Here is a 23,738-nt window from a genome sequence, read left to right as displayed (position 1 = left end):
ACTCAACCTCCGCAATTGCATTGGTGCCTGCGCACCCCTCCACGGAAACAAGGGCATTACTGAACGCAGGGGGCCAGGCTGTCTTTTGCACACAGGACTTTCCGCTATGTCAAACGCCAGCGGATTGCCCTTGGAGGGGGCATAGCGACGATACGTTTAGTGTGAAGAACCAAAATCGGTATTACGGTTTTCAGCAAACCCAAACTTCGTTAAGATGGTCAAGCAAAGCATTGAATTTTCGACACTCTGTGTCGCAACACCTCACTCCAACAAGCGAACAGTCTCGCCCGTTTCCAGCGCCTTCTGGGCAGCAAGCCCCATCTTCACGGCCCAGATACCATCATGCAAACTCACATCCGGGCCCGCCTTTTTGCCGTGCAACAGATCCAGGAACCCCTTGTGCTGGTAGAATGTCGACCCGTTGTGATCCCCCACTGCCAGAAGACGGGGATCGACGGGGATTTCCTGCGCGACAGGTCCCTTCGGATCCCGCGGGCTTAGAATAACCTGCGGCACCGGCGGCTCGCCCAGATGCTTTGGCCAGAACCGGCCCGGTCCCGGCACCAGCGCTTCGATTTTGGCCTCCGGGCCCACGGCCGAGATTTCTTCCTGATAGCGAGAGCCTTCCGCAAACATGCACAATTCCAGCATGGCTCGTGCGCCATTGGCAAAGTCGACAAGCACATAGCCGTGATCAAGAATATCAGGCACCTCACCGTCATAGCTCTCGTTCAGATGATTCACGGCCTGTCCACCACTGGCCGAGATGCGCACTGGGTCAGAGTGCAGGATCAGGCGCATCAGATCGAAGAAATGGCAACATTTCTCGACAAAGGTTCCACCGGTGTTGCGATTGAACCGGTTCCAGTTGCCGACCTTCTCCAGAAACGGAAAACGATGTTCGCGGATCGTCAGCATACGGACCCCACCCGTTTCCCCGGTCTTCTCGATCATCGCAGCTATGGGCGGCATATAGCGATATTCCATCGCGACCCAGATCGGATGCGGATAATCGCGCTGCAAACGCTCCATCCGCGCCGCATCCTGCGGGTCGGTGAACAGGGGTTTTTCTACCAACAGCGGCAGCGGGCGCGTCTGAGCGATCTCGCAGATCTGCTCGACATGCAGGTGGTTCGGGCTGGCGATAACCAGGCAGTCCAGTTCGTTGACCGCCAGCAACTCCTGCACGGACCCCAACAGCACCGCATCCGGCGCGATGGTTTTCGCGGCATTTGCCATTGCCGGGTCAGGTTCGAAAATCGCCGCAACGCGCGCGCCTTCCAACAAGCCGATATTGTGCAGGTGTTCCTGCCCCATCATGCCGCATCCGATCAGCCCGTAATTGATGACCCGGGTCATGCGCGTTTCCTTTTACTTCAAACGTTGGACATAGGTGGCCCGATCGGGATCGAACCATGTTTTTGAGAACTCAACGGGCGCCGCCCCTTCAGACCAGCTGAACCGCTCGATATACCCTACGATCTGACCGGCGGGCTTGGTGAAGTCAGGTGGCGTCCAGTCGGGCAGCGCACCGATCGAAACACGGTCCTCGGCCCGGGTGATCCAAAACCCCAAATGGTGCTGGTAATACCGGTAGAGAGAATCCGACAGCAGGTTGCGATCAATCCGACCGGCTGATTCGTCCAGCCAGATTTCCTCGACCGCGATAATTGTGTCATTCAGATAACGCATCCGGCGCACGCGGGACCCGGTTTCGGCGGTACCGAAATTTGGCAGATCAGACGGCTTGCGCAGATAGTCGACCGACAGGATGTCCGCCCGTGGCAGGCCGCCGCCTTCGGGCAGTTCCAGCCGGAACATCGCGTAAACGCTGTTCTGGGTTCCCGTCTCGCGAACATAGTTTCCCGAACCCTGAATGCGTTCCAGCATCCCCTTTTTCTCAAGCTCTGATAGCGATTTTCGCAGCGTCCCGACCGAGACCTGAAGTTCGGCCGCCATATCCCGTTCTGGCGGCAGGCGTTCCCCGTCGATAAGACGACCCGCCGCGATGTCGCGGATCAGAAGTTCCGCGATCTGAACATAGATCGGCAATGCGTTTGGGTTTCGGCTGGTTGGGGACACGTCTGGGCGCTTCATTCGGTCGCAGGAAAAATTGATACACTATTGATCTACATCAATGCGGTTGCTACGCAAGAGGAAAGTGGAAACCGCGCGGAGAATGACTCAGATGACCATCGTCCCCATCACTTCGCCCGATCTGGACGCGGCAGAAGTATCGTGGTTCGCGGCGCTGTGCTCGGACGATTATCAGTTTCTGGGCGTGCCGGATGGCAATCTGCGGTCCAGCTGGGAACATTGCTCCGGCATCGTGAAAGAAGCTGAAGCGCAAGGGTTTCGAAACATTCTGTGCCCCTCGTCCTATCAGGTCGGGCAGGACACGCTGAGCTTTGTGGCGGGCTGTGCACCAATCACCGATAGGATCAATTTGCTGGCCGCGGTTCGCTGTGGCGAAATGCAGCCAGTCATGCTGGCTCGTACCATCGCAACGCTGGATCACATGCTGAAGGGGCGGCTGACGGTCAATATCATCTCGTCCGATTTTCCCGGCGAAAAGGCTGAAAGCGCCTATCGTTATCAGCGCTCTCGCGAGGTGGTGGAAATTCTAAAACAGGCCTGGACCCAGGATGAGATCAATCATGCGGGCGAAGTCTATAACTTCTTAGGCCTGACGACCGATCCGGCCAGGCCCTATCAGACCGGTGGTCCGTTGCTGTACTTCGGCGGCTATTCTCCGTCGGCCCTGGAACTTTGCGGCGAGCACTGTGACGTCTATCTGATGTGGCCGGAAACCAAGGATCAACTGGCCGAACGGATGAAAGCCGTCCATGCGGTTGCCGAGAACTACAACCGAACACTGGATTACGGCCTGCGCGTGCACATGATCGTCCGCGATACCGAGGCCGAAGCGCAGGAATACGCGGACTACATCGTCTCGAAACTCGACGATGAATATGGGCGCGCCATTCGTGAACGCGCGCTGGATGCAACCTCGCTGGGTGTGGCGCATCAGGCCAAGAACCGCGATCTGGCGGATGAATACGGCTATGTCGAGCCCGGTCTGTGGACTGGCGTTGGCCGCGCAAGGTCCGGTTGCGGAGCCGCGCTGGTCGGGTCGACCGATCAGGTTATGTCCAAGATCGAGAAGTATCAGAAAATGGGCATCCGCGCGTTCATCTTCTCGGGTTATCCGCACATGGATGAAGCCAGGCACTTTGGCGCCCGCGTTTTGCCCAACCTGAAAACCTGCTCGCTTCCCGAAGAATACGGGCGCGTGCCCAAGACGACCCCGGCCACACCGCTGGGCAACGGAGTTCGCCGCTGATGCAACGTGTAAAACTATCGGACACGCTGGAATTGAGCCGCCTTGTCTACGGAATGTGGCGGCTGGGCGATGACAGTGATACTTCGGCGGACCATGTCGAAGCCAAGATCCAGTCCTGCCTGGATCAGGGCATCACCACCTTCGATCAGGCTGACATCTATGGCGGCTACGCAGCCGAAGCTGTGCTGGGTGCTGCGCTGCGTGCCAATCCCGGCCTGCGCCAGCGGATGGAAATCGTTACCAAATGCGACATCATCGCACCTGTCGGGCGGTATTCGGATGCGAAGGTCAAATACTATGACACCTCGCGCGCGCATATCCTGCAGTCGGTAGACACCTCGCTTTCGGAAATGGCCATCGACCATATCGACTTGCTGCTGATCCACCGCCCCGACCCGCTGATGGACCATCATGAAACGGGCGCAGCACTGGATGAAGTTGTCACCAGCGGCAAAGTGCGCGCGGTCGGCGTGTCCAACTTTCGACCTTGGGACTGGACACTGTTGCAATCTGCGATGAAGACCAAACTGGCCACCAACCAGATCGAGATTTCTTTAGGCGAGATCAGTCCCTTCACCAATGGCGATCTGGCGTTCCATCAGCAGCATGGGCAACCGGTCATGGCGTGGTCGCCGTTGGGCGGCGGAATGTTGATGGCCGGGAACCCTCCGGTCGGAGTAGTGGCAGACGAAATCGCGCAAGAGTTCGGGGTGGACCGGGCCGCTGTGGCGGTGGCTTTCCTGCTGGCGCATCCGGCGGGCATTCTGCCGGTGCTGGGCACCAACAACCTAGAACGGATCAAGCGCATCTCGGACGCACTGAAGGTCAATCTGGAACGTGAAAGCTGGTTCCGCCTGTACGAGGCGGCACTGGGGCATGAGGTACCATGATGAACGCAATTTCAAAGGACCTGACACGCACCTTCGTTCCGCACAAGGACGACACCCGTACCCTGCGCGACGCCTTTGGCCGCTTTGCCACCGGTGTTACCATCGTCACCTGTGACAGCGAAGACGGACCGATATGCATCACGGCGAACAGCTTCTCGTCCTTGTCACTGGATCCGCCTCTGATCATGTGGGCTGCAGACCGCAACTCGCGCCGGTTCCCCTATTTCCACAAGGCGCGGCATTTCACCGTTCACGTGTTATCGTCTGAACAGGACGCGCTTTGCTTTGGCTGTTCCAAGGACGCCCATGCACTGCGTGACATCCGGCATGAGCGGTGCACAAACGGAACGCCGCTGTTGCCGGATTGTCTGGCACGTTTTGAATGCGAGCAGCACGCCTATCACGATGCAGGCGATCACGTGATCGTGGTGGGCAAAGTCCTGAAGGCCAGCATGAGCGATGGAGACGCACTGACCTTCTATGCCGGAAAACTCGGCCAATTCGCGAAGAAATAAGCGCGTTCTGACGACTGCGGGACGAACCCGCAGCTGAACTTGGGAGGATCCGCATGGGCGGACTGGCATCGGTGCTTGCACCGATTGCATTCGTGAACGAAACCGTGCTGCGTCTGGGCCGCGCGGTTGGCGTTGTTGCGATTGCATTGATGGTGATCGCAATCCTGATTCAGGTGTTCTTCCGATATGTCCTGGGCAACGCTCTGCCCTGGCCGGATGAAGCCGCCCGGTTCTGCATGCTCTGGATGACCGGCCTGATGGCTCCGACGGCTTTTCGGCGTGGCGGCTTCGTGGCGATTGACATGTTGCAACGGTTCTTGCCACGCCTGCTGGGCCAGTCCCTCAATCTGTTCTTGTTGCTGATCTCGCTGATCGTCCTGCTGGTCGCCGTCAATATCGGTTGGTCTGAAGTCACGGGCTTTGGCGGCAGATTTGCCACTGCTGCTTTGTACCTGCCAACATCGTTCGGTTTCGATGAATGGTACCGTATTCCCCGCAGTTGGATGATGGCCTCGCTGCTGGTAGGGATCATCCTGCTGATCTCGGTGAATATCGAGCTGATCCTGCGATCCCTGATCACCATGCTGGGCGGCGCACATCTTCTGCCGGAAATTCCCGAAGCAGCCGTGGGGGCCGAATAGATGCTGATCTGGTTCCTGCCCACTTTCCTGGTTTTCCTGTTGATTGGCCTGCCGGTCTTTTTCGCGCTGCTGGCCGCGCCGGGTATCCTGCTGTGGCTCAACGGCCAAACGAATGACATTACGCTGCTCTATCGCAATGTCTATAATGGCATGGACAGCTTTCCGCTGATGGCCATCCCCTTCTTCATGCTCGCCGGAGAACTGATGAACCGGGGCGGCATCACCATTCGCCTTGTCGAGTTCTCGCAGGCCCTGATGGGGCACCTTCGCGGTGGACTGGCACATGTGAACGTGCTGAGCTCGATCCTGTTCGCCGGCCTCTCGGGCTCTGCCGTGGCCGACACATCCGCCTTAGGGTCAATGCTGATCCCAGCGATGGAGAAACAGGGCTATACCCGCAAATTCGCCGCGGCGATTACGGCGGCCAGTTCGGTTATCGGGCCGATCATCCCGCCCTCGGGCATCATGATCATCTATGCCTATGTCATGGGTGAAAGCGTCGCCGCCCTGTTTCTGGCCGGAATTGTACCCGGGATCATGGTCGGCGTCGGTCTGATGGTGATGATCAAGTTCATGGCTGATCGCTATGATTTCCCGGTCGCCAGCCGGAAATACACCTGGGATGAACGCCGCCAGGCCAGCCTCAAGGCGTTCTTTCCGCTGATGACACCCGTGATCATTCTCGGCGGCATTCTGGGCGGCATCTTCACGCCGACCGAAGCCGCTGCTGTCGCGGTCGGCTATGCGTTCATCATCGGTTTTTTCGTCCTGCGCACGCTGACACTGAAGGAAGTGCCTGAGGTTCTCAGTAATGCGGGCATGACCTCGGCCGTTGTGTTGCTGCTGGTCGGCGCCGCTATGGCATTCAAGACGGTGGTCAGCCTCAGCCACGCGCCCGAACAGCTGGCCTCGCTGATCCTCAGCCTGTCCGAAAATCCGTTGATCCTGCTGTTTCTGATCAACCTGCTTCTGTTCATCGTCGGCATGTTTCTGGATGCAGGTCCCGCGATCATCATCCTTGGCCCGATCCTTGGCCCCATCTTCACCAGCCTAGGCGTCGATCCGATCCATTTCGCCATTATCATGAGCGTCAACCTGACTGTTGGTCTCGCCACGCCACCCATGGGGCTGGTTCTGTTCGTGGCCGCCGCCGTGTCGCGGGAACGGGTTGAAACCATCGCCAAGGCGATCCTGCCGTTCCTGGCCGTCGAAATCATAGTGATCTTCCTGATCACCTATATCCCCGCACTATCCATGACGATCCCGAGGATAACGGGATTTGCAAACTGACTGAGTACCACAGGGAGGAAACGCATGCTCAGACAATTCATCAAAACCGCTGCGGTGGCCACATCGCTTGTGGCCGCGTCCGCCATGGCCGCTGTGGCCGCAGACTATACACTGCGGGCAACTGCGAACTCGAATGAAAACGACGAAGACTACGATGGCCTGATCGTTTTCAAGAACTATGTCGAGGCGGCGTCGAACGGCGCTATCGAGGTCGAGTTGTTCATCGGCACGCAGCTGTGTTCGAACGGGGCGGAATGCCTGCAGGGCGTGGCCGACGGCACAATCGACATATTCATCTCAACCTCCAGCGGTGCTGCGGGTATCTTTCCCTACGTGCAGGTTCTGGACCTGCCCTATTTGATGGCGGATGACCGTATTGCCGAGCACGTGCTGACTGGCGATTTCACCCGCAAAATGCGCGACATGGCGTTGGAGGATTCAGGCGGCGCAATCCGGCTGATGACCATCGGCAACACCGGTGGCTGGCGCAACTTCGCCAACACACAGCGCCGGATTGCCGAGCCTGCCGATATGGAGGGTTTGAAAATCCGCACCGTGGTTGCCGACCTGCCGCAGGAACTGGTCAAGGCACTTGGCGCGTCACCCACGCCGATCCCGTGGCCCGAGTTGTTTACCAGCTTCCAGACCGGTGTGGTTGAGGGATCGAAGAACGGCATCACCGATATCATGGGGATGAAATTTCCCGATGCCGGTCTGCAATTCCTGACATTGGATGGCCATGCCTACATGGGGGCCATGTGGTGGATGAACAACGCCAAATTCCAGGAGATGCCCGAAGACCTGCGCCGCGTGGTTGTCGATGGATTCTACGCCCTACAGCAGGCCACCTTTGCCTCGCCTAAGCGCAAATCGATTCAGGCGTACGAAGACTTTGTTGCCGGTGGCGGTGACCTCTATGTCCCAAGCCCCGAGCAGAAGGCTGCGTTCAAGGACGCCGCTACCCCGGTCTACGAGTGGTTCCAGTCCAACGTGGCGCGCGGGGATGAGGTTTTCACTGCACTGACCGAAGCCGTTGCTGCGGCCGAGGCCGATGTGAACGCCGCGCGTGACGCGGACCTGAACTAAGCTTTGGGGGCTGGGCCTTGTGGCCCGGCCCCTACCGAAACGGGTACATCCACCCTTTGTAGTCGTTGACCAGGACATGCGCCTTTTCGATCTGCTCCGGCGTCATTTTCTTGATAACTTCCTCAAGGCTGATCGCCGCGTCGGGATCACCGCCAATAGCGCTGAGCGTGTACCACATGTAGGCCCGCACCAGATCGGGCGCGGGCATGCCAAGACCCAGCTCATAGTACCAGCCCACACCAGACTGCGCCCCGGGATGCCCTTTCATCGAGGCGCGCAGGTACCATTCGAACGCCCGTTCGTAATCCTGCGCGACTCCAAGACCCAACCCGTACATCACACCGATCAACTCTTCGGCTTCGGCATTGCCCGATCGGGCTGCTGGCAACAATTCCTCGCGCGCAGCTTCGAACTCTCCCGCCTCCATCATGTCGCGGGCCTGTTCCAACTCGGCCAGCGCAGGCGTCGCAAGACAGAAAAGGGCAAATACAAACTGGCGCATGGGGTGGCTGCTCTCCTTTGGGGCGGGATGGCGGCAGCGCAGGACTTGCCGCGCCCATTGACCGACGATGACTTCATTTCTTTTGATATGAAACAGGCCGCCATTGGTCATCAACTGTTTTACGATCCGATCCTGTCGGGCAACCGGAACATCGCCTGCGCCCATTGTCACCACCCGGATTTCGGCACCTCTGACGGGTTATCGTTGGGTATTGGTGAGGGCGGACAAGGGCTGGGACCGAAGCGTACCCCCGGAACCGGAGCCGACAGAATCCGCAAACGTATCCCGCGCAATTCTCCGGGTCTGTGGAACCTTGGCGCGAAAGACATTCACACGGTTTTTCACGATGGACGGCTCAGTGTTTCCGAAATCTACGGCAACGGCTTCAACTCCCCTGCGCAGGAATGGCTGCCGGAGGGGTTGAACTCCCTTCTGGCCGCGCAGGCGCTTTTTCCGCTGACATCACAATTCGAAATGGCCGGGAACGTAGCTGAAAATCAGGTCACCGGAGCGGTACATGACCGGATCGACAAAGGCTGGCCGATCCTAGCCAAGCGTGTTCGTACCGAGCCTCGGTATGGCCCTGCCATGGTCGCGGCCTTCGAAGAAATCGAAACCACCGAAGAAATCACGATCATCCACATCGCCAATGCGCTGGCAGCCTTTATGGCCATCGAATGGCGCAGCACGGACAGCCCGTTCGACCAATTTCTGGCGGGCGATGCCGATGCCCTTTCACTTAAGCAGAAAAACGGCATGAACCTGTTTTATGGAAAGGCAAAATGCGCCACCTGCCATTCCGGGCCTTTAATGTCAGATCAGAAGTTTCACGCGTTGGGCCTGCCACCCTTCGGACCCGGTCGTACCCGACAGTGGGATCCTTTTGTGCGCGACGTGGGCCGAATGGGAGAAAGTGACCGGCTGGAGGACGCCTACCGTTTCCGCACCCCGATGCTGCGCAACGTTGCCCTGACCGCACCCTACGGCCATAACGGCGCATTCCCGGACCTTAAAAGCATGATCCGCCATCATCTGGACCCACAAACCAGTCTGGCAAACTGGACACGCGACATGGCGGCTCTGCCCCCGGTTCCCTGGCTTCAGGATGCGGACTTTGTCGTTTGGGACGACCGGTTTGAAATGGAACGTCAGCGCAACAAGGTCGATATTGCCCAAGTCACATTGACCGACGCGGAAATCGACAACCTCGTGGCCTTTCTGCATTCCTTGACGGGTGTCAGCGTAGACGCCCCGCCCTTTGGCGTACCAGCAGGGTTCGTTCCCTAGCGCATCTTTTTCAAAACAAAGAAAGGGTTCTCAGGGTCTAGACGCCGCGGCTCCCGGACCATAACGGCACAGCATCATATCGACGCTGCTTTCGATGGTTTCGGTCATTTCCGCGTGGCTGAGCACGCCGCCGCTGAACATCATGGGCCAGAACGCCTTTGCCTTGATCAGTCCGATAAATTCCTTGCCCGCCTGATCAGCGTCTTCGATCTGCAACTGACCGTCCTCGGCGGCGTCTTTCAGCATGGCGATGAATGTCGAGGTCTTGTCCAGCTTGCCCTGTGCCGCCGCCGCCAGATCCGGGTTGCGCAAAGTTTCGCTGATAATCATCCGCGACATCGCGATCACGTCCGGGCGCATCAGAATACGGCCCTCAGCCCAGGCCAGATCCGTCAACTGCTCGCGAATATCGCGCCCCGGCTGATACCGGATCTCCAGAACCTCGGCAAAACGGCCGGACAGTTCGGCTACAATTGAACGAAAGAGATTTTCCTTACTTTCAAAGTACTTGTAAAGCGTGCGCTTTGACACTTCGGCCCGCGCCGAAATGCGATCCATACTGGCAGAAGCAAAGCCCTTATCTTGAAACTCGGCCACGGCGGCCTCAATGATCTGGGCGTATTTGGACTCATTCGGTGAATTGCATTCGTTCATGTTCCACCTATAGACCCATCACGTCCGGCCGGTCAAACAACAGTGTAAACTTGAGAGTTTACACAAGCTGATTTGACACTTAAGGTAAACGCGCCAGTTTACCGATTCAGGTATCCAGCCCAACAGGAGAACCCCTCATGGCTCTGACATTGAAGTTAAACGGTGAAACCCACACGGTCGACGCCGAACCCGGCACGCCTCTGCTCTGGGTGATCCGGGACGAACTCAAGCTGACCGGCACCAAGTTCGGGTGCGGTGTCGCATCGTGCGGTGCCTGCACCGTACACGTGAACGGCGAACCAGTTCGTTCGTGCCAGACCTTTGTAGAAGACATTGAAGACGCAGAAATCACCACAATTGAAGCCGTTGGCGACGGAAAGATCGGCGCAGCAGTGCAACAAGCCTGGGTCGAACTGGACGTGGTCCAGTGCGGTTATTGCCAGTCCGGTCAGGTGATGTCGGCGGTCGGACTTCTGTCAGAAAACCCAAAGCCCAGTGTCGAAGAGATTGATGACTACATGTCCGGCAACGCCTGCCGTTGCGCCACTTACCAACGCATCCGCGCCGGTATTCAGCGCGCTTCTGAAATTCTGGAGGCCTGATCCATGACCATCAACACTTCTCGCCGTGGATTTCTGAAAGGCGCTGCTGCCGCTGGTGCCGTCCTGCTGGTTGGCGCCCGCCCCGATGGCGTTCTGGCTACGGCCTCATCCGAGACTGCGCAGTTCAACCCGTTCGTGAAAATTGACGCCGATGGCACCGTGACCGCCATCGTCAAGCACTTTGAAAAGGGTCAGGGCCCTGCAACCGGTCTGCCAACGCTGATCGCCGAGGAAATCGGCCTGACCATGGACCAGATCGCATACGAATTCGCCCCATCCAATCCGCAGGTCTACAACAACCTTCTGTTTGGCCCCTTCCAGGGAACCGGCGGGTCGACCGCAATGGCGAACTCGTGGCTGCAATACCGTCAGGCTGGGGCTGCTGCGCGTGAAATGCTGATCACTGCGGCAGCCCAAAGCTGGGGTTTGGATGCGTCGGGTATCACTATCGAGGAAGGCATCGTCAAGGCGGGCGACAACTCCGCACCGATTGCGGAATTCGTTGCGGCGGCCTCTCAGTTAGAGGCTCCGGCCGAGCCGCGCCTGAAAGACCCGTCAGAGTTCCGTCTGATCGGCAACGAAGCGGTGCGCCGCAAGGACTCGGCCATCAAGGGCAATGGTCAGGCTATGTATGCCATGGACGTTCACCTGCCCAACCAGATGGTTGCCATGATCAAGCGCCCGGAGTCGAAGGGCGGCGTCGCGCTTGGTTTTGACGACAGCGCGTCGAAAGAGGTTAAGGGCTACATCAACGCCGCCGTCCTGCCCAACGAGGCGGGCGTAGCGGTTTATGCCGAAAACACCTGGGCCGCGATTCAGGCACGCGACGCGCTTGAGGTCGAATGGGACATGTCGGGTGCCGAAACCCGCGACTCGGATCAGATCAGGACCGAGATCATGGCCGCCCTGGACGCTGAACCCACGTACAACGTGAACAAGGCAGACGTTGCGGCTGTGGCGGCGGCCATCGAAGGCGCGGAAAAGGTAGTCGAAAAGACCTTCTACTTCCCGCTGCTGGCGCATGCGCCGATGGAGCCGCTGAACTGCACCATCGAACAGACGGCCGAAGGCGACATCGTCCTGCATGACGGGGCGCAGATGCCAACCGGCCCGCATATGGCCTATCAGCAGATCTTCCAACTGCCGCCTGAGAAGATCCACATCAAGACGATGCTGGCCGGTGGCTCGTTCGGCCGTCGCGCAACGCCTGATGCGGATTATCAGGTCGAGGCCGCGCTGGCTTTTGTGATCACCGACCGTTCGCGCCCTGTGAAACTGGTCTGGACACGAGAGGATGACATTCGCAGCGGTTATTACCGCCCTGCATTTGGCCACAAGGTGCGTGTGGGTCTGGATGGAGAAGGCAACATCGTTGGCTGGCAGCATCAGGTGGCCGGACAATCGGTGATCAAAGGCACGCCGTTCGAAGCCGTTCTGGTAAAAGACGGGATCGACCACAGTTCGATCGAGGGGATTGCTGACAGCCCGTACACAATCCCCGGCATGGCTCTGGGTCTGACCGACACGCCCAAAGCTACAACCGTTCTATGGTGGCGCTCGGTCGGTCACACCCACACCGGCTACGTGATGGAGGCCATGATTGACCTTGTAGCCGAAACAGCGGGCCGTGATCCGGTGGAGTTCCGTCTGGCACATCTGGCAGATACCAGCGACGCCGATCAACAGCGCAAAGCAGGCGTCCTGAAACTTGCCGTTGAAAAAGCTGGCTGGGGCAACGCACCGGCAGGTCGCGCGCAAGGGATTGCCGTGCACAAATCCTTCGGATCCTACGCGGCTCAGGTCGTCGAGGTTTCGGGCGATCCAGAGAACGGCATCAAGATCGAAAAGGTCACTTGCGCCGTGGATTGCGGGATTGCGGTGAACCCCGATGTGGTGCGCGCCCAGATGGAGGGTGGTATCGGCTACGGTATCGGTCATGTCATGCGGGATCAGATCACGCTGACCGGAGGTGTCGTGGACCAGTACAACTTCCCGGACTACGAGCCTTTGCGCATCGGCGACATCGCGGAGATCGAAGTTCATATCGTACCTTCCGCCGAGGCACCGACCGGTGTCGGTGAGCCTGGCACCCCCCCCTCGGCCCCGGCCCTTGCCAACGCGATCCGCGCGCTTTCGGGCATCAAGGTGACCTCGTTGCCGATGGCGGAAAACGGCGTCAACTTCGTCTGACGTCCTGTGGTCCCGCGCCAGCGTTGGTTGGCGCGGGGCTCAAAGCCTTCTCCGCCTACAGGAAAAATTTGATCAAATTCCGTGACAAGACGCGCGGTCTCGACTACATCTCGGGAAACGAGAGTATTGGAGACCAAAATGGACCTGAGCGCCCTGCCCGGTTTTCGTGTTGCTGCCTGTGACCTTAACGGTCAGATGCGCGGCAAGCGCGTGCCGTCCTCTTACGCAGAAAAGCTGAACAAAGGCGCGGTCCGCATGCCGTTTTCGGCGCTGAATGTCGATCTTTGGGGCGCGGATATCGAAGGCAGTCCGCTAGTATTTGAATCCGGCGATGCCGATGGGATGCTTCTGCCGACCGATCGCGGACCGATTCCCATGCCCTGGCTTGATGCCGAAACCGCGCTGGTCCCGATGTCATTATATAATGACAAGTCCGAGCCATACGCAGGGGATCCCAGACATGCGCTTGCCGCAGTTCTGGCCGACTATGCAAAGCGCGGCTGGTCCGTGATCGCGGCAACTGAACTGGAGTTCACGCTGCTTGATGCATCGGGATCACAACCCGGAGCGCCTGCCAATCCGGTCACAGGGCGCCGATTGTGCGACGAGGCTGTCCTGTCCCTTGCGGAACTGGACGCCTTTGATGCGTTCTTTACCGAGCTCTATGACGGTTGCGTGGCCATGGACATCCCTGCCCAAACCGCCATTTCCGAAAGCGGAATCGGCCAGTTCGAGATCAACCTGAACCATCAGGAGGCCATGCGCTGCGCCGATGACACGTGGCTGTTCAAGGCCTTGACCCGTGGACTGGCCCGCAAACACGGCTTTACGGCGACATTCATGGCAAAACCCTATCCGCAGGACGCGGGCAACGGAATGCATGTCCATTTTTCCGTGGTCGATTCATCGGGCCGCAATGTGTTTGACAATGGTGGCCCCGATGGCAGCCATGAGTTGCACGCGGCTGTTGCAGGCTGTCTTGCCGCGATGCCGGGCAGTACGCTGGTTTTTGCCCCTCACGGAAACTCTTACACGCGCCTCGTGCCCGGGGCGCACGCTCCAACCGGGGCAAGCTGGGCTTATGAGAACCGAACCGCTGCCATCCGCATTCCCGGCGGCGCACCGGCGGCCCGTCGAATTGAACATCGCGTGGCTGGTGGCGACATCAACCCCTACCTGATGCTGACAGCTGTGTTGGGGGCAGCATTGGCCGGTATCGATGACGGGTTGCAGCCGCCCCCGCCGATTACCGGAAATGCCTATGAAATTGCCGGGCTACCGCAATTGGCAGGCGACTGGTCCTCGGCCATATCCGCGTTCGAGGCCGACCCGATGATCCGGCGGATCTTTCACGCTGAACTGATCCGTAATCTGGTCATGACAAAACGGCAGGAGATCGCGCGGTTTTCCGAGCGCGCACCAGAGACGCACTGGCTCAGTTACCTCGAGGCCGTATGACCCCCTTGCCCGCGACCAAGGACTCGCGTAGAATAAAATTTGATCAAATTTGGTGAATCATGAAAATCGGAATCCTAGTTACCGGCCACGCACCTGAACAGCTGGCTGACGACTTCGGCGAATATGATGCGATGTTTCGCGCCCTGCTGGATGGTCATGACTTCGAATTCGTGACCTTCCAGGTGGTCGACAATCAGTTCCCGAAGGACGTCTCTCAGGCTGACGGTTGGATCATCACGGGATCGCGTCACGGCGCTTACGAAGATCATCCGTGGATACCCCCGCTTGAGGACCTTATCAGGGAAATCCAGAATTCCGGAAAGCCGCTGATCGGCGTGTGCTTTGGCCACCAGATCATCGCCCAGGCGCTGGGTGGAACGGTAGAAAAGTTCCAGGGCGGCTGGGCTGTCGGACGCACGGATTATGAACTGGACGGCGAGACGGTTTCTCTGAACGCCTGGCATCAGGATCAGGTAACCCGGTTGCCCGAAGGCGCACGCCTGGTTGGTCAGAACGGGTTCTGCCGCAACGCAATGATCGCTTACGGAGACACGATCTGGACGGTGCAGGCGCATCCCGAATACTCCGATGACTTTATCGAGGGCCTGATGAGGACGCGTGGAAAAGGCGTGGTCCCGGACCCCATTTTGCAGGATGCGGCCAACCGCACGCGCGGACCGATCGATAATCCCGCAATTGGCCGTCAGATGGCAGAATTCCTGAAGAAAGAGAGGGCCTGATGGCCGACTGGAAAAAACAGCTGCCAGAGGCAGCGCGCGAGTATATTGAAGGCCAACGTCTGGATGAGGTCGAGTGCATTATCTCGGATCTGCCGGGGATTGCCCGCGGCAAGGCCGTGCCTGCATCAAAATTTGCCAAGCAATCCTATTTTCATCTGCCCGACAGTATCTTCTATCAGACGATCACGGGTGACTGGGGCGAGGCAGCGGGCGAAGATGGCTTCATCGAACGCGACATGATCCTCAAGCCGGATTTCTCGACCGCTTCGGCGGCGCCCTGGACGGGTGACTGGACCCTACAGGTTATCCATGACGCCTATGACCGGGACGACAATCCGATCCCGTTCAGCCCGCGCAATGTGCTGAAACGCGTCGTGCAGCTTTATCATGACCGGGGCTGGAAGCCGGTCGTCGCACCCGAGATGGAGTTCTTTCTGGTCGCCCCCAACGTCGATCCGGCGCAGGAAATCAAGCCGATGATGGGCCGTTCGGGCCGTCCGGCTGCAGCGCGGCAGGCATATTCGATGACTGCGGTGGACGAGTTCGGCCCGGTGATCGACGACATCTATGACTTTGCCGAACATCAGGGGTTCGAAATCGACGGCATCACGCAAGAAGGCGGCGCGGGCCAGCTAGAGATCAACCTGCGCCACGGCAGCCCGGTGAAACTGGCCGATGAGGTTTTCTACTTCAAACGCCTGATCCGCGAAGCTGCACTGCGCCACAACTGCTTTGCGACCTTCATGGCCAAACCCATCGAGGACGAACCGGGCTCGGCGATGCATATCCACCACTCGATCATTGATATCGAAACCGGTCAGAACATCTTTTCCGGGCCGCAGGGGGGCGAGACGGACGCGTTCTATCATTACATCGCCGGATTGCAGAACCACCTGCCCGCCGGTCTGGCCGTCATGGCGCCTTATGTGAATTCCTATCGCCGTTATGTGAAGGACCACGCCGCCCCGATCAATCTGGAATGGGCGCGCGACAATCGGACGACGGGCATCCGTGTTCCGCTGTCCAGCCCCGAAGCGCGTCGCGTTGAGAACCGCATCGCGGGTATGGATTGCAACCCCTACCTGGGCATCGCCCTGTCTTTGGCCTGTGGGTATCTGGGACTGACACAGCAGGAACGGCCCCGGCGCCAGTTCTACGGCGACGCCTATGAAGGCGACGGTGACATCCCGCAGGTCATGGGCAGCGCCCTGGATCTGTTTGACGAGGCCACAGCCCTGCACGAGGTTTTGGGACCGGAATTCGCCCGCGTCTACAGCATCGTCAAACGGGCGGAATACGAAGAATTTCTGCAGGTGATTTCCCCGTGGGAGCGCGAGCATCTTCTGCTGAACGTCTAAGGTACTTGCGCGATGAACCTGCTCTATTCCAATGACCGCAAGGCGGAATACCCGCCTAGCTGGTATGCCGCGACCGCACATGCGGCTGATCCTAGCCCTGCCCTGACCGGCGATTGCACCGCGGATGTCTGTGTTGTCGGTGGCGGATACACCGGCCTGTCCGCAGCGCTGCATCTGGCTGAAGCCGGATTTGACGTCGTTCTGCTGGAAGCGCATCGCGTTGGCTTTGGTGCCTCGGGGCGCAACGGCGGCCAGTTGGGCAGCGCGCAGCGAATGGATCAGGAAGATCTGGAGCGCCTGGTTGGCGATGATGACGCCGCCAAGCTTTGGGATCTTGCCGAAGACGCCAAGGATCTGGTCAAGTCCCTGATCTCCAAACACCGGATTCAATGCGACCTGAAGCCCGGCATCGCCAATCTGGGGCTAAGCAAATCAGATCGGGCCGGACTGCATTCTCATGCGGAACACCTGTCCAAGCGGTATGGTTATGACGAGATACAGTTGCTGGACCGCGAGGCGGGCCATACGCTCTGCCCTTCTCCGACTTATCAGGGCGGGTATCTGGATATGGGCGCCGCGCATCTGCACCCCCTGAACTACGCCTTGGGACTTGCGCAGGCGGCCCGAAAAGCGGGTGTTCGCATCCACGAGGGGACCGAAGTCCTTAATATCTCGGATGGTAATGGCGTAAGTCTTCGGACGGCAGAGGGAACAGTCAAGGCTGACCACGTCATACTGGCCTGTAATGGCTATCTCGGTGATCTGAATCGCAAGGTTGCCGAACGTGTCATGCCCATCAACAATTTCATAGCGGCCACCGAACCGCTGGGAGACAACGCCGCGCGCGTCCTGACGCAGGATGTGGCCGTTGCCGACACAAAATTCGTGGTGAACTATTTCCGCCTCAGCGCGGATGGCCGCCTTTTGTTTGGCGGCGGCGAAAGCTATGGCTATCGCTTTCCCACTGATATTGCAGCAAAAGTCCGCAAACCGATGGTCGAGATCTTCCCGCATCTGAAAGATGTCAGGATCGATTACGCCTGGGGTGGAACACTGGCCATAACGATGCGTCGGATGCCTTATCTGGCGCGCCTTGCCCCGAATATCCTGTCTGCCTCAGGCTACTCAGGTCACGGGGTAGGCACGGCCACCCATGCTGGTCAGCTGATGGCTCTAGCCATTCAGGGACAGGCCGAAGGATTCGATACGATGGCGCGCGTTCCCGCCCAACCGTTTCCCGGCGGCCCTGCCCTGCGTAGCCCGCTACTGGTTCTTGCCATGACGTGGTTCGCCTTGCGCGACCGTCTGGGCCTTTAGTCTGATCTGGGGGTCAGGACCGACTAAACTTGCGACAATTTGGTGAAATTTCGCCGACGGGCGATTACGCTCTTGGCTTGCCGGCGTTGTGAATTTATATTTACAAAAGTTAGAATTCAGGAAAACCAAATATGTCGCTGCCACCCAATGTTCACGAAGCCGAACCCATCCCCGCAGCCGCGCGCGAAGCGATTGATGCGCTGATGCAATCCGGTGACCTGTTTCGCTACACAGCACCCCAGGATTCGCCCGTCGCACTGCTAGAAGCGGAATTTGCCGCGCTTTTGGGATCCAAATACGCTTTGGCGGTTTCATCCTGCTCGGCCGCACTGTTCCTGTCCCTGAAGGCGCTGGGTTTGCCACGGGACGCGCGGGTGCTGATACCCGGCTTCACCTTTGCCGCAGTGCCATCTTCCATCGTTCATGCCGACTGCGTCCCTGTCCTGTGCGAGGTTGGAGAAAACTACCGCATAGACCTAAAGGATTTTGAGGCCAAGCTGGACGGAGTTCAGGCGGTCATCATCAGCCACATGCGCGGCCATACCTCGGATATGGATGCCATTATGGAGCTGTGCGATGCCCGCGACATCCCTGTAATCGAGGATGCGGCCCACTCGCTTGGCACCACCTGGCACGGCCGCAACATCGGAACGATCGGCAAGATGGGCTGTTTCTCGTTCCAGTCCTACAAGATGATCAACGCGGGCGAAGGCGGTATTCTGATCACCGATGATGCCGATCTGGTGGCGCAGGCCGTTATCATGTCGGGTGCCTATGAGCATAACTGGAAAAAGCATAAAACCCCGCATGGCGACAACTCGCCCGAGTTGGAACTAGCCTTTGCACGTTGGCAGAACCGGTTGCCGCTATACAACCTGCGCATGAGCAACCTCAGCGCCGCCGTTATCCGCCCGCAAATTCCGGAACTGGCCCGTCGTGTCCGGGACGGTCTGGCAAATCACGACTACGTGGCGGATCGTCTGAACGCGTCACCCAACATTTCCGTGCCCGCCCCGCTTGATCCTGAAAAGCGCGCACCGGATTCAATTCAGTTCAACCTTGTCGGCATGAACGAGGACGAGATCCGCGCCTTTGCAACCGCAGCAGAGTCTCGCGGTGTGAAAGTGCAGGTTTTTGGCCTGAGCGAGGACAACGCGCGCGCGTTCTGGAACTGGCAGTTCTTGCCGGAAACGTTCGACCTGCCGGAAACCCGGGCAATGCTGATGAAAGCTTGCGATGTTCGACTGCCCGTGCGCCTGACCCGTGAAGAACTGGATGTGATCGCGGATATCCTGCTGGCTTCGGTCGGTGACGTGACAGCGCCGGCGATGGCCTTTGGAACCTGAAAAACCAAAAGGCCCGCCTCTGGCGGGCCTTGTTAGCTTCGGGTCTTCACCCTCAGTTCAGTTTGGATAGTTTTTTCTGCAGCTCAGCCAGCTGCTTTTTGATCTCATCCAGGTCTTCTTTAGGCTCTTCCTTCGCCTCGTCGTCCTGGGTCGGCGCCGACCACCCGCCCGACAATCCGCTGGTCATCGCCTTCAGGAAAGCCTGCTGCTGCGCCTGCATCGCCTCAAACCCTGGCATGTTGCTCATGGGGTTCATGGCGTTCATGTTTTCCATCATCTTGCTTTGGCTTTCGCGCAGCATTTCGAACGAGCTTTGCAGAAATTGCGGCATCATGCCCCCACCGGGCACCATGTAGCTGCGCACAAGATCGTTCAGCACGTTTACCGGCAGAACGTTTTCACCCCGGCTTTCATGTTCAGCGATGATTTGCAGCAGGTATTGCCGCGTCAGGTCGTCCCCGGATTTCAGGTCGATTATCTGAACTTCGCGGCCATCCCGGATAAATCCGGCGATATCTTCAAGTGTTACGTAGTCGCTGGTCTCGGTGTTATACAGCCGGCGACTGGCATAGCGCTTGATCAATAACGGTTTTTCTTGGTCCGACACCCTTTACCCTCCCCAAGGATGATGCGTTGCAGCACAGGTTATGCGAGTGCAGCACAAAAAGAAAGGGCAGGTCAATCGACCTGCCCAGCGCGATGGCACCAAATGGGAGGAGAGGGTGCGCCTCGCGGACGTTCTTACTTGGCAGCGGTTGCCTTTTTGGCGGCAGCAGTCACGTCGTTGGTGGCTTTCTTGACAGCCGAGCTTGCTTCTTCAGCAGCTTCTTTGCCGGCAGCCATCAGCAGTTCGACGGTTTCGCTCTGCAGTTTCTTGGCGATTTCAGCGAAAGCAGCCATGTTTTCAGCAGCAACTTCAGCCGAAGCGCTGGCGAAATCGGTTGCGGCTTTTGCGTAGTCGGCAGGCTCTGCCTTTGCTTTCGACATTTCGGTCAGTTTGGCCAGAGTGTCTTTGGTCCATTTGCTGGAGATTTCTGCCGATTTTTCAGCAGCTTCCAGAGCAACGCCCGACAGCTTTTCGTTCAGCGAAGCGGTCGATTTGAACGCGTCTTCCAGTGCGGTTGTGTCAACCGGGAATGCACCCATCATGTCTTTCATGACGGCGGTAAAATCCTGAGTCTTTGCCATTGTCTTAATCCTCTTTGCTGGACCGGGCCCACCCCGGCGTTCGTCAGCTTGAGGACAATATGCTTTCTGCATCGCAGCATTTCAAGTTCTTTTTGCTGCGATGCAGAAAAAATTTAGTTTCAGAATGAAATCAGCGATTTGCCTTGACCAGAACATAGGTCCCTGGGGCCGGACACAGGCTCGGATGTTTCGAATCGCCCGTTTCGCGGGCCGGTATCTGTTTGCCAGACCGCTTTTTTAGCCAGGCTTCCCACATCGGCCACCAGGATCCTTCGTGAAAATCCGCTTCTTTCAACCAGGTGTCCGCGTCCGTCTTCAGGTCCGGGTTCGTATAGTGCCCGTATTTCTTCTTGCTGGGCGGGTTCACAATTCCGGCAATATGACCGGATTCCGAAACAACAAAGGCTTTCGAGCGCGATCCCATCTGCTGAACACCGCGATAACAATCCTTCCAGGCTGCTATGTGGTCCGTCTCGCACGTGATGGCCATCAACGGGACATCTACGTCGCTGATATGCAGATTTTCGCCCAGCAGTTTGAACCCATCAGTAACAAATTCATTGTTCTGACAAAGCCCGCGCAGGTATTGGATTGCCATTCGGCCCGGAAGGTTTGCGCCATCTCCGTTCCAATACAGCAAATCGAATGCCGGCGGTGTTTCACCCATCATGTAGCTGCGGATTGCAGGTGTATAGATCAGATCCCGCGACCGCAGGAAGGACATTGTGCGTCCGATAATCCAGGCCTTTAGGATGCCATCCTTTGACACCTGATCCTCGATCCCGTCCACAAAATCGTTCTGCAGGAAAGGCGTGAACTCGCCCTGCTCTCCGAAATCGGTCAGCGTTGTAAAAAACGTGGCCGATTTGACCGATTTATCACCACGTTTCTTCAACAACGAAAGCGTCAGGCTAAGCGTGGTGCCGGCAATGCAATAGCCCACGGCGTTGACCTGTTTGACCTTGCAGATATTCTTGGCCTCTTCGATCGCGGCCAGAAACCCTTCTTCGATATAGTCCTCAAGTCCGATATCGGCATGTGAACTGTCTGCGTTGACCCAACTGACGACAAACAGGGTATAGCCCTGCTCTGTCACCCACTTGATCAGGCTGTTCTGCGCTTTCAGGTCCAGGATATAAAACTTGTTGATCCAGGGCGGGAACAGGACAATGGGCGTTTCATGGACTGTTTCGGTCGATGGCTTGTACTGGATAAGCTCCATCATGCGGTTGCGAAACACCACATCGCCGGGCGTGGTGGCGATGTTTCCACCGATCTCAAACGCGCTCTCGTCCGCCAGCCGAACCACAAGTTCGCCGTCGTTGGCCTCAAGATCCGCAACCAGGTTCTCCAACCCCTGGATCAGCGACTGTCCGTCGGTTTCGATGGCTTTCTCGAGTGCGTCCGGGTTGGTGGCCAGAAAGTTGGTCGGGGCCATCATGTCGATGATCTGACGAGAGAAGTAGGCCAGTCTGCGCTTGTCCTTGTCTTCAAGGTCTTCAACCGAGGCTACGGCTTGCGAGATCGCTTCGGCATTGGTCTGATACTGTTGACGGATAAAGCGGAAATAGGGGTTGTTTTCCCACATCGGGTTAGAAAACCGCCGGTCTTCGGGCAGTTTGTCTTCGGTATCAGGCTCACCTTTAGACAATACCTGCTGTGCTTCGGCAAAGTTCAGAACCGACTTGCCCCAGAACTCAATCTGATGCTCAAGAAGCTTGGCCGGATTTTGCATCGCTTCGGCCCAATAGGCCGTTGCTGCTTTTGCAAAAAGCTCTTGATTCGGACCATCCAGAGCGGGAGTGTGCGACTTTTTTCCAGCCATCACTTCAACAAGCCGTTTCGAGAGGTCTTCGACTTTGGACAAATTTTCCTTAAGACGTTCAATATGTTCGTCCGACAGGTCCGGCGTATTGTCTTCGGTAGTTGTCATTATAAGGATTCCCCCCTAACGTCGCTGCTATGCAGAATAACGTCGTGAACGCGTAGCGCAAAGCGGCGAATGGTCCGAAATCTCAGGATAATACTCAGGAGGCCCGAATACATGCGCTATATGATGACGTATGACCTGATGGAAACCATGCGCAATACCAACCAATGGTTGGGTGCAACCGCCAGCGCCATGGCCTCTTATCCGCTTTTCGCAATGGCCCCGAGCCCTGCGTTCAGCATGATGGCAGCCTGGGGAGAGGTTACCGAACGGACGTTTCAGCGCATGGTCGTCAAGCCGGACTGGGGTATTCGGACCTTCACCTGCGAAGATGGCAAGGATCACCTTGTCGACATCACAACCGTCGTCGAACGCCCTTTTGGCGATCTGATCCATTTTCGGGTCAACGGTCGCGAAGAACAGCCACGCAAGGTTTTGCTGGTGGCACCGATGTCCGGGCACTACGCCACTCTGTTGCGCTCGACCGTCAAGAGCCTGCTTGTAAATTGCGAAGTCTACATAACCGATTGGCATAACGCGCGTGATATCCCGGTGTCCGAAGGCAAATTCGATGTCGAGGATTACACGCTTTACCTTGTCGATTTCATGAAGGAACTGGGTCCGGACACGCATGTCGTTGCCGTGTGTCAGCCCGCGCCGCTGACACTGGCCGCAACAGCCTATCTGGCGGAATATGATCCGAAGGCGCAGCCCAGCACCTTGACGCTGATCGGCGGTCCGGTCGATCCGGATGCCACCCCGACCGAAGTTACCGATTTCGGGCGAAGGGTGACAATGGGCCAGCTGGAAGAGACAATGATCCAGCGCGTCGGTTTCAAATACAAGGGCGTCGGCCGCATGGTCTATCCCGGCCTGTTGCAACTGGCGTCGTTCATGTCGATGAACGCGGAGCGTCACTCCAAGGCGTTTTCGGATCAGATTCAGCGCGTTATGCGCAACGAAGCCTCAGACCACGACGCCCATAACCGGTTCTATGATGAATACCTCGCAGTCATGGACATGACGGCCGAATTCTACCTGTCCACTGTGGAACGTGTTTTCAAAAACCGCGAAATTGCCCGAAATGAGTTCATTGTGGCCGGCCACAAGGTGGATATCGGGAAAATCACCGATGTCGCGGTCAAATCCGTTGAAGGGGCCAATGACGACATCTCGGCCCCCGGCCAGTGCATTGCGGCACTGAACCTGTGCACCGGTTTGCCGGACGGCAAGAAGGCCAGCCATGTCGAACCCGGGGCCGGTCACTACGGCATCTTTGCCGGGCGCAGCTGGCGCGACAATATCCGGCCCCTGGTGATCGACTTCATGAACGCCAACAGCCGCAAACCGCAACGCACGGCCGCAAACAAGAACAAAGTGGCCTGATCCTTAATTTCAGGC

General features: G+C 57.9%; 22 protein-coding genes. 15 read left to right on the top strand and 7 right to left on the bottom strand.

The features are described 5' to 3' along the window. Positions 1-261: 261 nt before the first annotated feature. Complete coding sequence (locus tag ACR3EQ_RS02110) at positions 262-1,359, bottom strand: Gfo/Idh/MocA family protein (RefSeq protein ID WP_480489645.1); 1,098 nt, start codon at positions 1,357-1,359, stop codon at positions 262-264. A gap of 12 nt (positions 1,360-1,371) precedes the next feature. Beyond that, positions 1,372-2,097 carry a GntR family transcriptional regulator gene (locus ACR3EQ_RS02105; protein WP_170614659.1) on the bottom strand — a complete coding sequence of 242 codons (726 nt, stop codon included), beginning with the start codon at positions 2,095-2,097 and terminating at the stop codon, positions 1,372-1,374. A 91-nt stretch (positions 2,098-2,188) separates the two neighbouring features. On the opposite strand from ACR3EQ_RS02105, the gene ACR3EQ_RS02100 reads away from it, so the two are divergent. The 6 genes from ACR3EQ_RS02100 to ACR3EQ_RS02075 are packed head-to-tail and all read left to right on the top strand — an operon-like array spanning position 2,189 to position 7,765. Next, positions 2,189-3,343, top strand: a complete 1,155-nt coding sequence (locus ACR3EQ_RS02100; RefSeq protein WP_480489644.1) for an LLM class flavin-dependent oxidoreductase — start codon at positions 2,189-2,191, stop codon at positions 3,341-3,343. Continuing rightward, positions 3,343-4,233, top strand: a complete 891-nt coding sequence (locus ACR3EQ_RS02095) for an aldo/keto reductase (RefSeq protein WP_170614657.1) — start codon at positions 3,343-3,345, stop codon at positions 4,231-4,233. The genes ACR3EQ_RS02100 and ACR3EQ_RS02095 overlap by 1 nt, the downstream gene beginning before the upstream one ends. Beyond that, positions 4,233-4,748: a flavin reductase family protein gene (locus ACR3EQ_RS02090; RefSeq protein ID WP_170614656.1), complete on the top strand. Its 516-nt coding sequence runs from the start codon at positions 4,233-4,235 to the stop codon at positions 4,746-4,748. Before ACR3EQ_RS02095 ends, ACR3EQ_RS02090 begins: the two co-directional genes overlap by 1 nt. Positions 4,749-4,801: 53 nt before the next feature. Continuing rightward, a complete protein-coding gene (locus ACR3EQ_RS02085; RefSeq protein WP_170614655.1) occupies positions 4,802-5,389 on the top strand; it encodes a TRAP transporter small permease in 588 nt (195 codons plus the stop codon). Next, positions 5,390-6,679, top strand: coding sequence for a TRAP transporter large permease (locus ACR3EQ_RS02080; RefSeq protein ID WP_170614654.1), 1,290 nt, complete (start codon positions 5,390-5,392; stop codon positions 6,677-6,679). A 24-nt stretch (positions 6,680-6,703) separates the two neighbouring features. Next, positions 6,704-7,765 (top strand): TRAP transporter substrate-binding protein, encoded by a 1,062-nt coding sequence (locus tag ACR3EQ_RS02075; protein WP_170614653.1) that lies wholly within the window; start codon positions 6,704-6,706, stop codon positions 7,763-7,765. A gap of 31 nt (positions 7,766-7,796) precedes the next feature. Here ACR3EQ_RS02075 and ACR3EQ_RS02070 read toward each other — a convergent pair whose 3' ends face one another. Next, positions 7,797-8,267 carry a tetratricopeptide repeat protein gene (locus ACR3EQ_RS02070; protein WP_170614652.1) on the bottom strand — a complete coding sequence of 157 codons (471 nt, stop codon included), beginning with the start codon at positions 8,265-8,267 and terminating at the stop codon, positions 7,797-7,799. A gap of 27 nt (positions 8,268-8,294) precedes the next feature. Here ACR3EQ_RS02070 and ACR3EQ_RS02065 point away from each other — a divergent pair, with 27 nt between their 5' ends. After that, positions 8,295-9,554: a cytochrome c peroxidase gene (locus tag ACR3EQ_RS02065; RefSeq protein WP_170619687.1), complete on the top strand. Its 1,260-nt coding sequence runs from the start codon at positions 8,295-8,297 to the stop codon at positions 9,552-9,554. Between the two features lie 30 nt (positions 9,555-9,584). On the opposite strand, the gene ACR3EQ_RS02060 is transcribed toward ACR3EQ_RS02065, so the two are convergent. Beyond that, entirely contained in the window at positions 9,585-10,208 is a 624-nt protein-coding gene (locus ACR3EQ_RS02060) for a TetR/AcrR family transcriptional regulator (protein ID WP_170614651.1), read from the bottom strand. Between the two features lie 137 nt (positions 10,209-10,345). On the opposite strand from ACR3EQ_RS02060, the gene ACR3EQ_RS02055 reads away from it, so the two are divergent. The 7 genes from ACR3EQ_RS02055 to ACR3EQ_RS02025 all read left to right on the top strand — a co-directional run bounded on the left by ACR3EQ_RS02055 (position 10,346) and on the right by ACR3EQ_RS02025 (position 19,219). Then, positions 10,346-10,810 carry a (2Fe-2S)-binding protein gene (locus ACR3EQ_RS02055; protein WP_170680341.1) on the top strand — a complete coding sequence of 155 codons (465 nt, stop codon included), beginning with the start codon at positions 10,346-10,348 and terminating at the stop codon, positions 10,808-10,810. Positions 10,811-10,813: 3 nt separating this feature from the next. Next, the gene (locus ACR3EQ_RS02050; RefSeq protein ID WP_170619681.1) at positions 10,814-13,000 is read left to right on the top strand and encodes a xanthine dehydrogenase family protein molybdopterin-binding subunit; all 2,187 of its coding nucleotides are present in this window, start codon (positions 10,814-10,816) and stop codon (positions 12,998-13,000) included. A gap of 138 nt (positions 13,001-13,138) precedes the next feature. Next, positions 13,139-14,458 (top strand): glutamine synthetase family protein, encoded by a 1,320-nt coding sequence (locus tag ACR3EQ_RS02045; protein ID WP_170614648.1) that lies wholly within the window; start codon positions 13,139-13,141, stop codon positions 14,456-14,458. Positions 14,459-14,517: 59 nt separating this feature from the next. Further along, the gene (locus tag ACR3EQ_RS02040) at positions 14,518-15,198 is read left to right on the top strand and encodes a type 1 glutamine amidotransferase (protein ID WP_480489643.1); all 681 of its coding nucleotides are present in this window, start codon (positions 14,518-14,520) and stop codon (positions 15,196-15,198) included. After that, positions 15,198-16,556, top strand: coding sequence for a glutamine synthetase family protein (locus ACR3EQ_RS02035; RefSeq protein WP_170614646.1), 1,359 nt, complete (start codon positions 15,198-15,200; stop codon positions 16,554-16,556). The genes ACR3EQ_RS02040 and ACR3EQ_RS02035 overlap by 1 nt, the downstream gene beginning before the upstream one ends. Before the next feature lie 12 nt (positions 16,557-16,568). Continuing rightward, positions 16,569-17,873 carry an NAD(P)/FAD-dependent oxidoreductase gene (locus ACR3EQ_RS02030; RefSeq protein ID WP_170614645.1) on the top strand — a complete coding sequence of 435 codons (1,305 nt, stop codon included), beginning with the start codon at positions 16,569-16,571 and terminating at the stop codon, positions 17,871-17,873. Between the two features lie 131 nt (positions 17,874-18,004). Further along, positions 18,005-19,219 carry an aminotransferase class I/II-fold pyridoxal phosphate-dependent enzyme gene (locus tag ACR3EQ_RS02025; protein WP_170614644.1) on the top strand — a complete coding sequence of 405 codons (1,215 nt, stop codon included), beginning with the start codon at positions 18,005-18,007 and terminating at the stop codon, positions 19,217-19,219. A gap of 52 nt (positions 19,220-19,271) precedes the next feature. On the opposite strand, the gene phaR is transcribed toward ACR3EQ_RS02025, so the two are convergent. The 3 genes from phaR to ACR3EQ_RS02010 form a co-directional block, all read right to left on the bottom strand. Further along, positions 19,272-19,826 carry a polyhydroxyalkanoate synthesis repressor PhaR gene (gene phaR, locus ACR3EQ_RS02020; RefSeq protein ID WP_170614643.1) on the bottom strand — a complete coding sequence of 185 codons (555 nt, stop codon included), beginning with the start codon at positions 19,824-19,826 and terminating at the stop codon, positions 19,272-19,274. Between the two features lie 134 nt (positions 19,827-19,960). Further along, positions 19,961-20,407, bottom strand: a complete 447-nt coding sequence (locus ACR3EQ_RS02015) for a phasin family protein (RefSeq protein ID WP_170614642.1) — start codon at positions 20,405-20,407, stop codon at positions 19,961-19,963. 130 nt (positions 20,408-20,537) lie between these two features. Then, positions 20,538-22,340: a class I poly(R)-hydroxyalkanoic acid synthase gene (locus ACR3EQ_RS02010; protein ID WP_170614641.1), complete on the bottom strand. Its 1,803-nt coding sequence runs from the start codon at positions 22,338-22,340 to the stop codon at positions 20,538-20,540. Positions 22,341-22,451: 111 nt separating this feature from the next. On the opposite strand from ACR3EQ_RS02010, the gene phaZ reads away from it, so the two are divergent. Beyond that, the gene (gene phaZ / locus ACR3EQ_RS02005) at positions 22,452-23,723 is read left to right on the top strand and encodes a polyhydroxyalkanoate depolymerase (RefSeq protein WP_480489642.1); all 1,272 of its coding nucleotides are present in this window, start codon (positions 22,452-22,454) and stop codon (positions 23,721-23,723) included. Positions 23,724-23,738: the final 15 nt, after the last annotated feature.

The organism is Ruegeria sp. AN11 (assembly GCF_056536005.1).
Note: the sequence above shows the minus strand (reverse complement) of the source record. Positions and strands in the feature narration are given on the sequence as shown.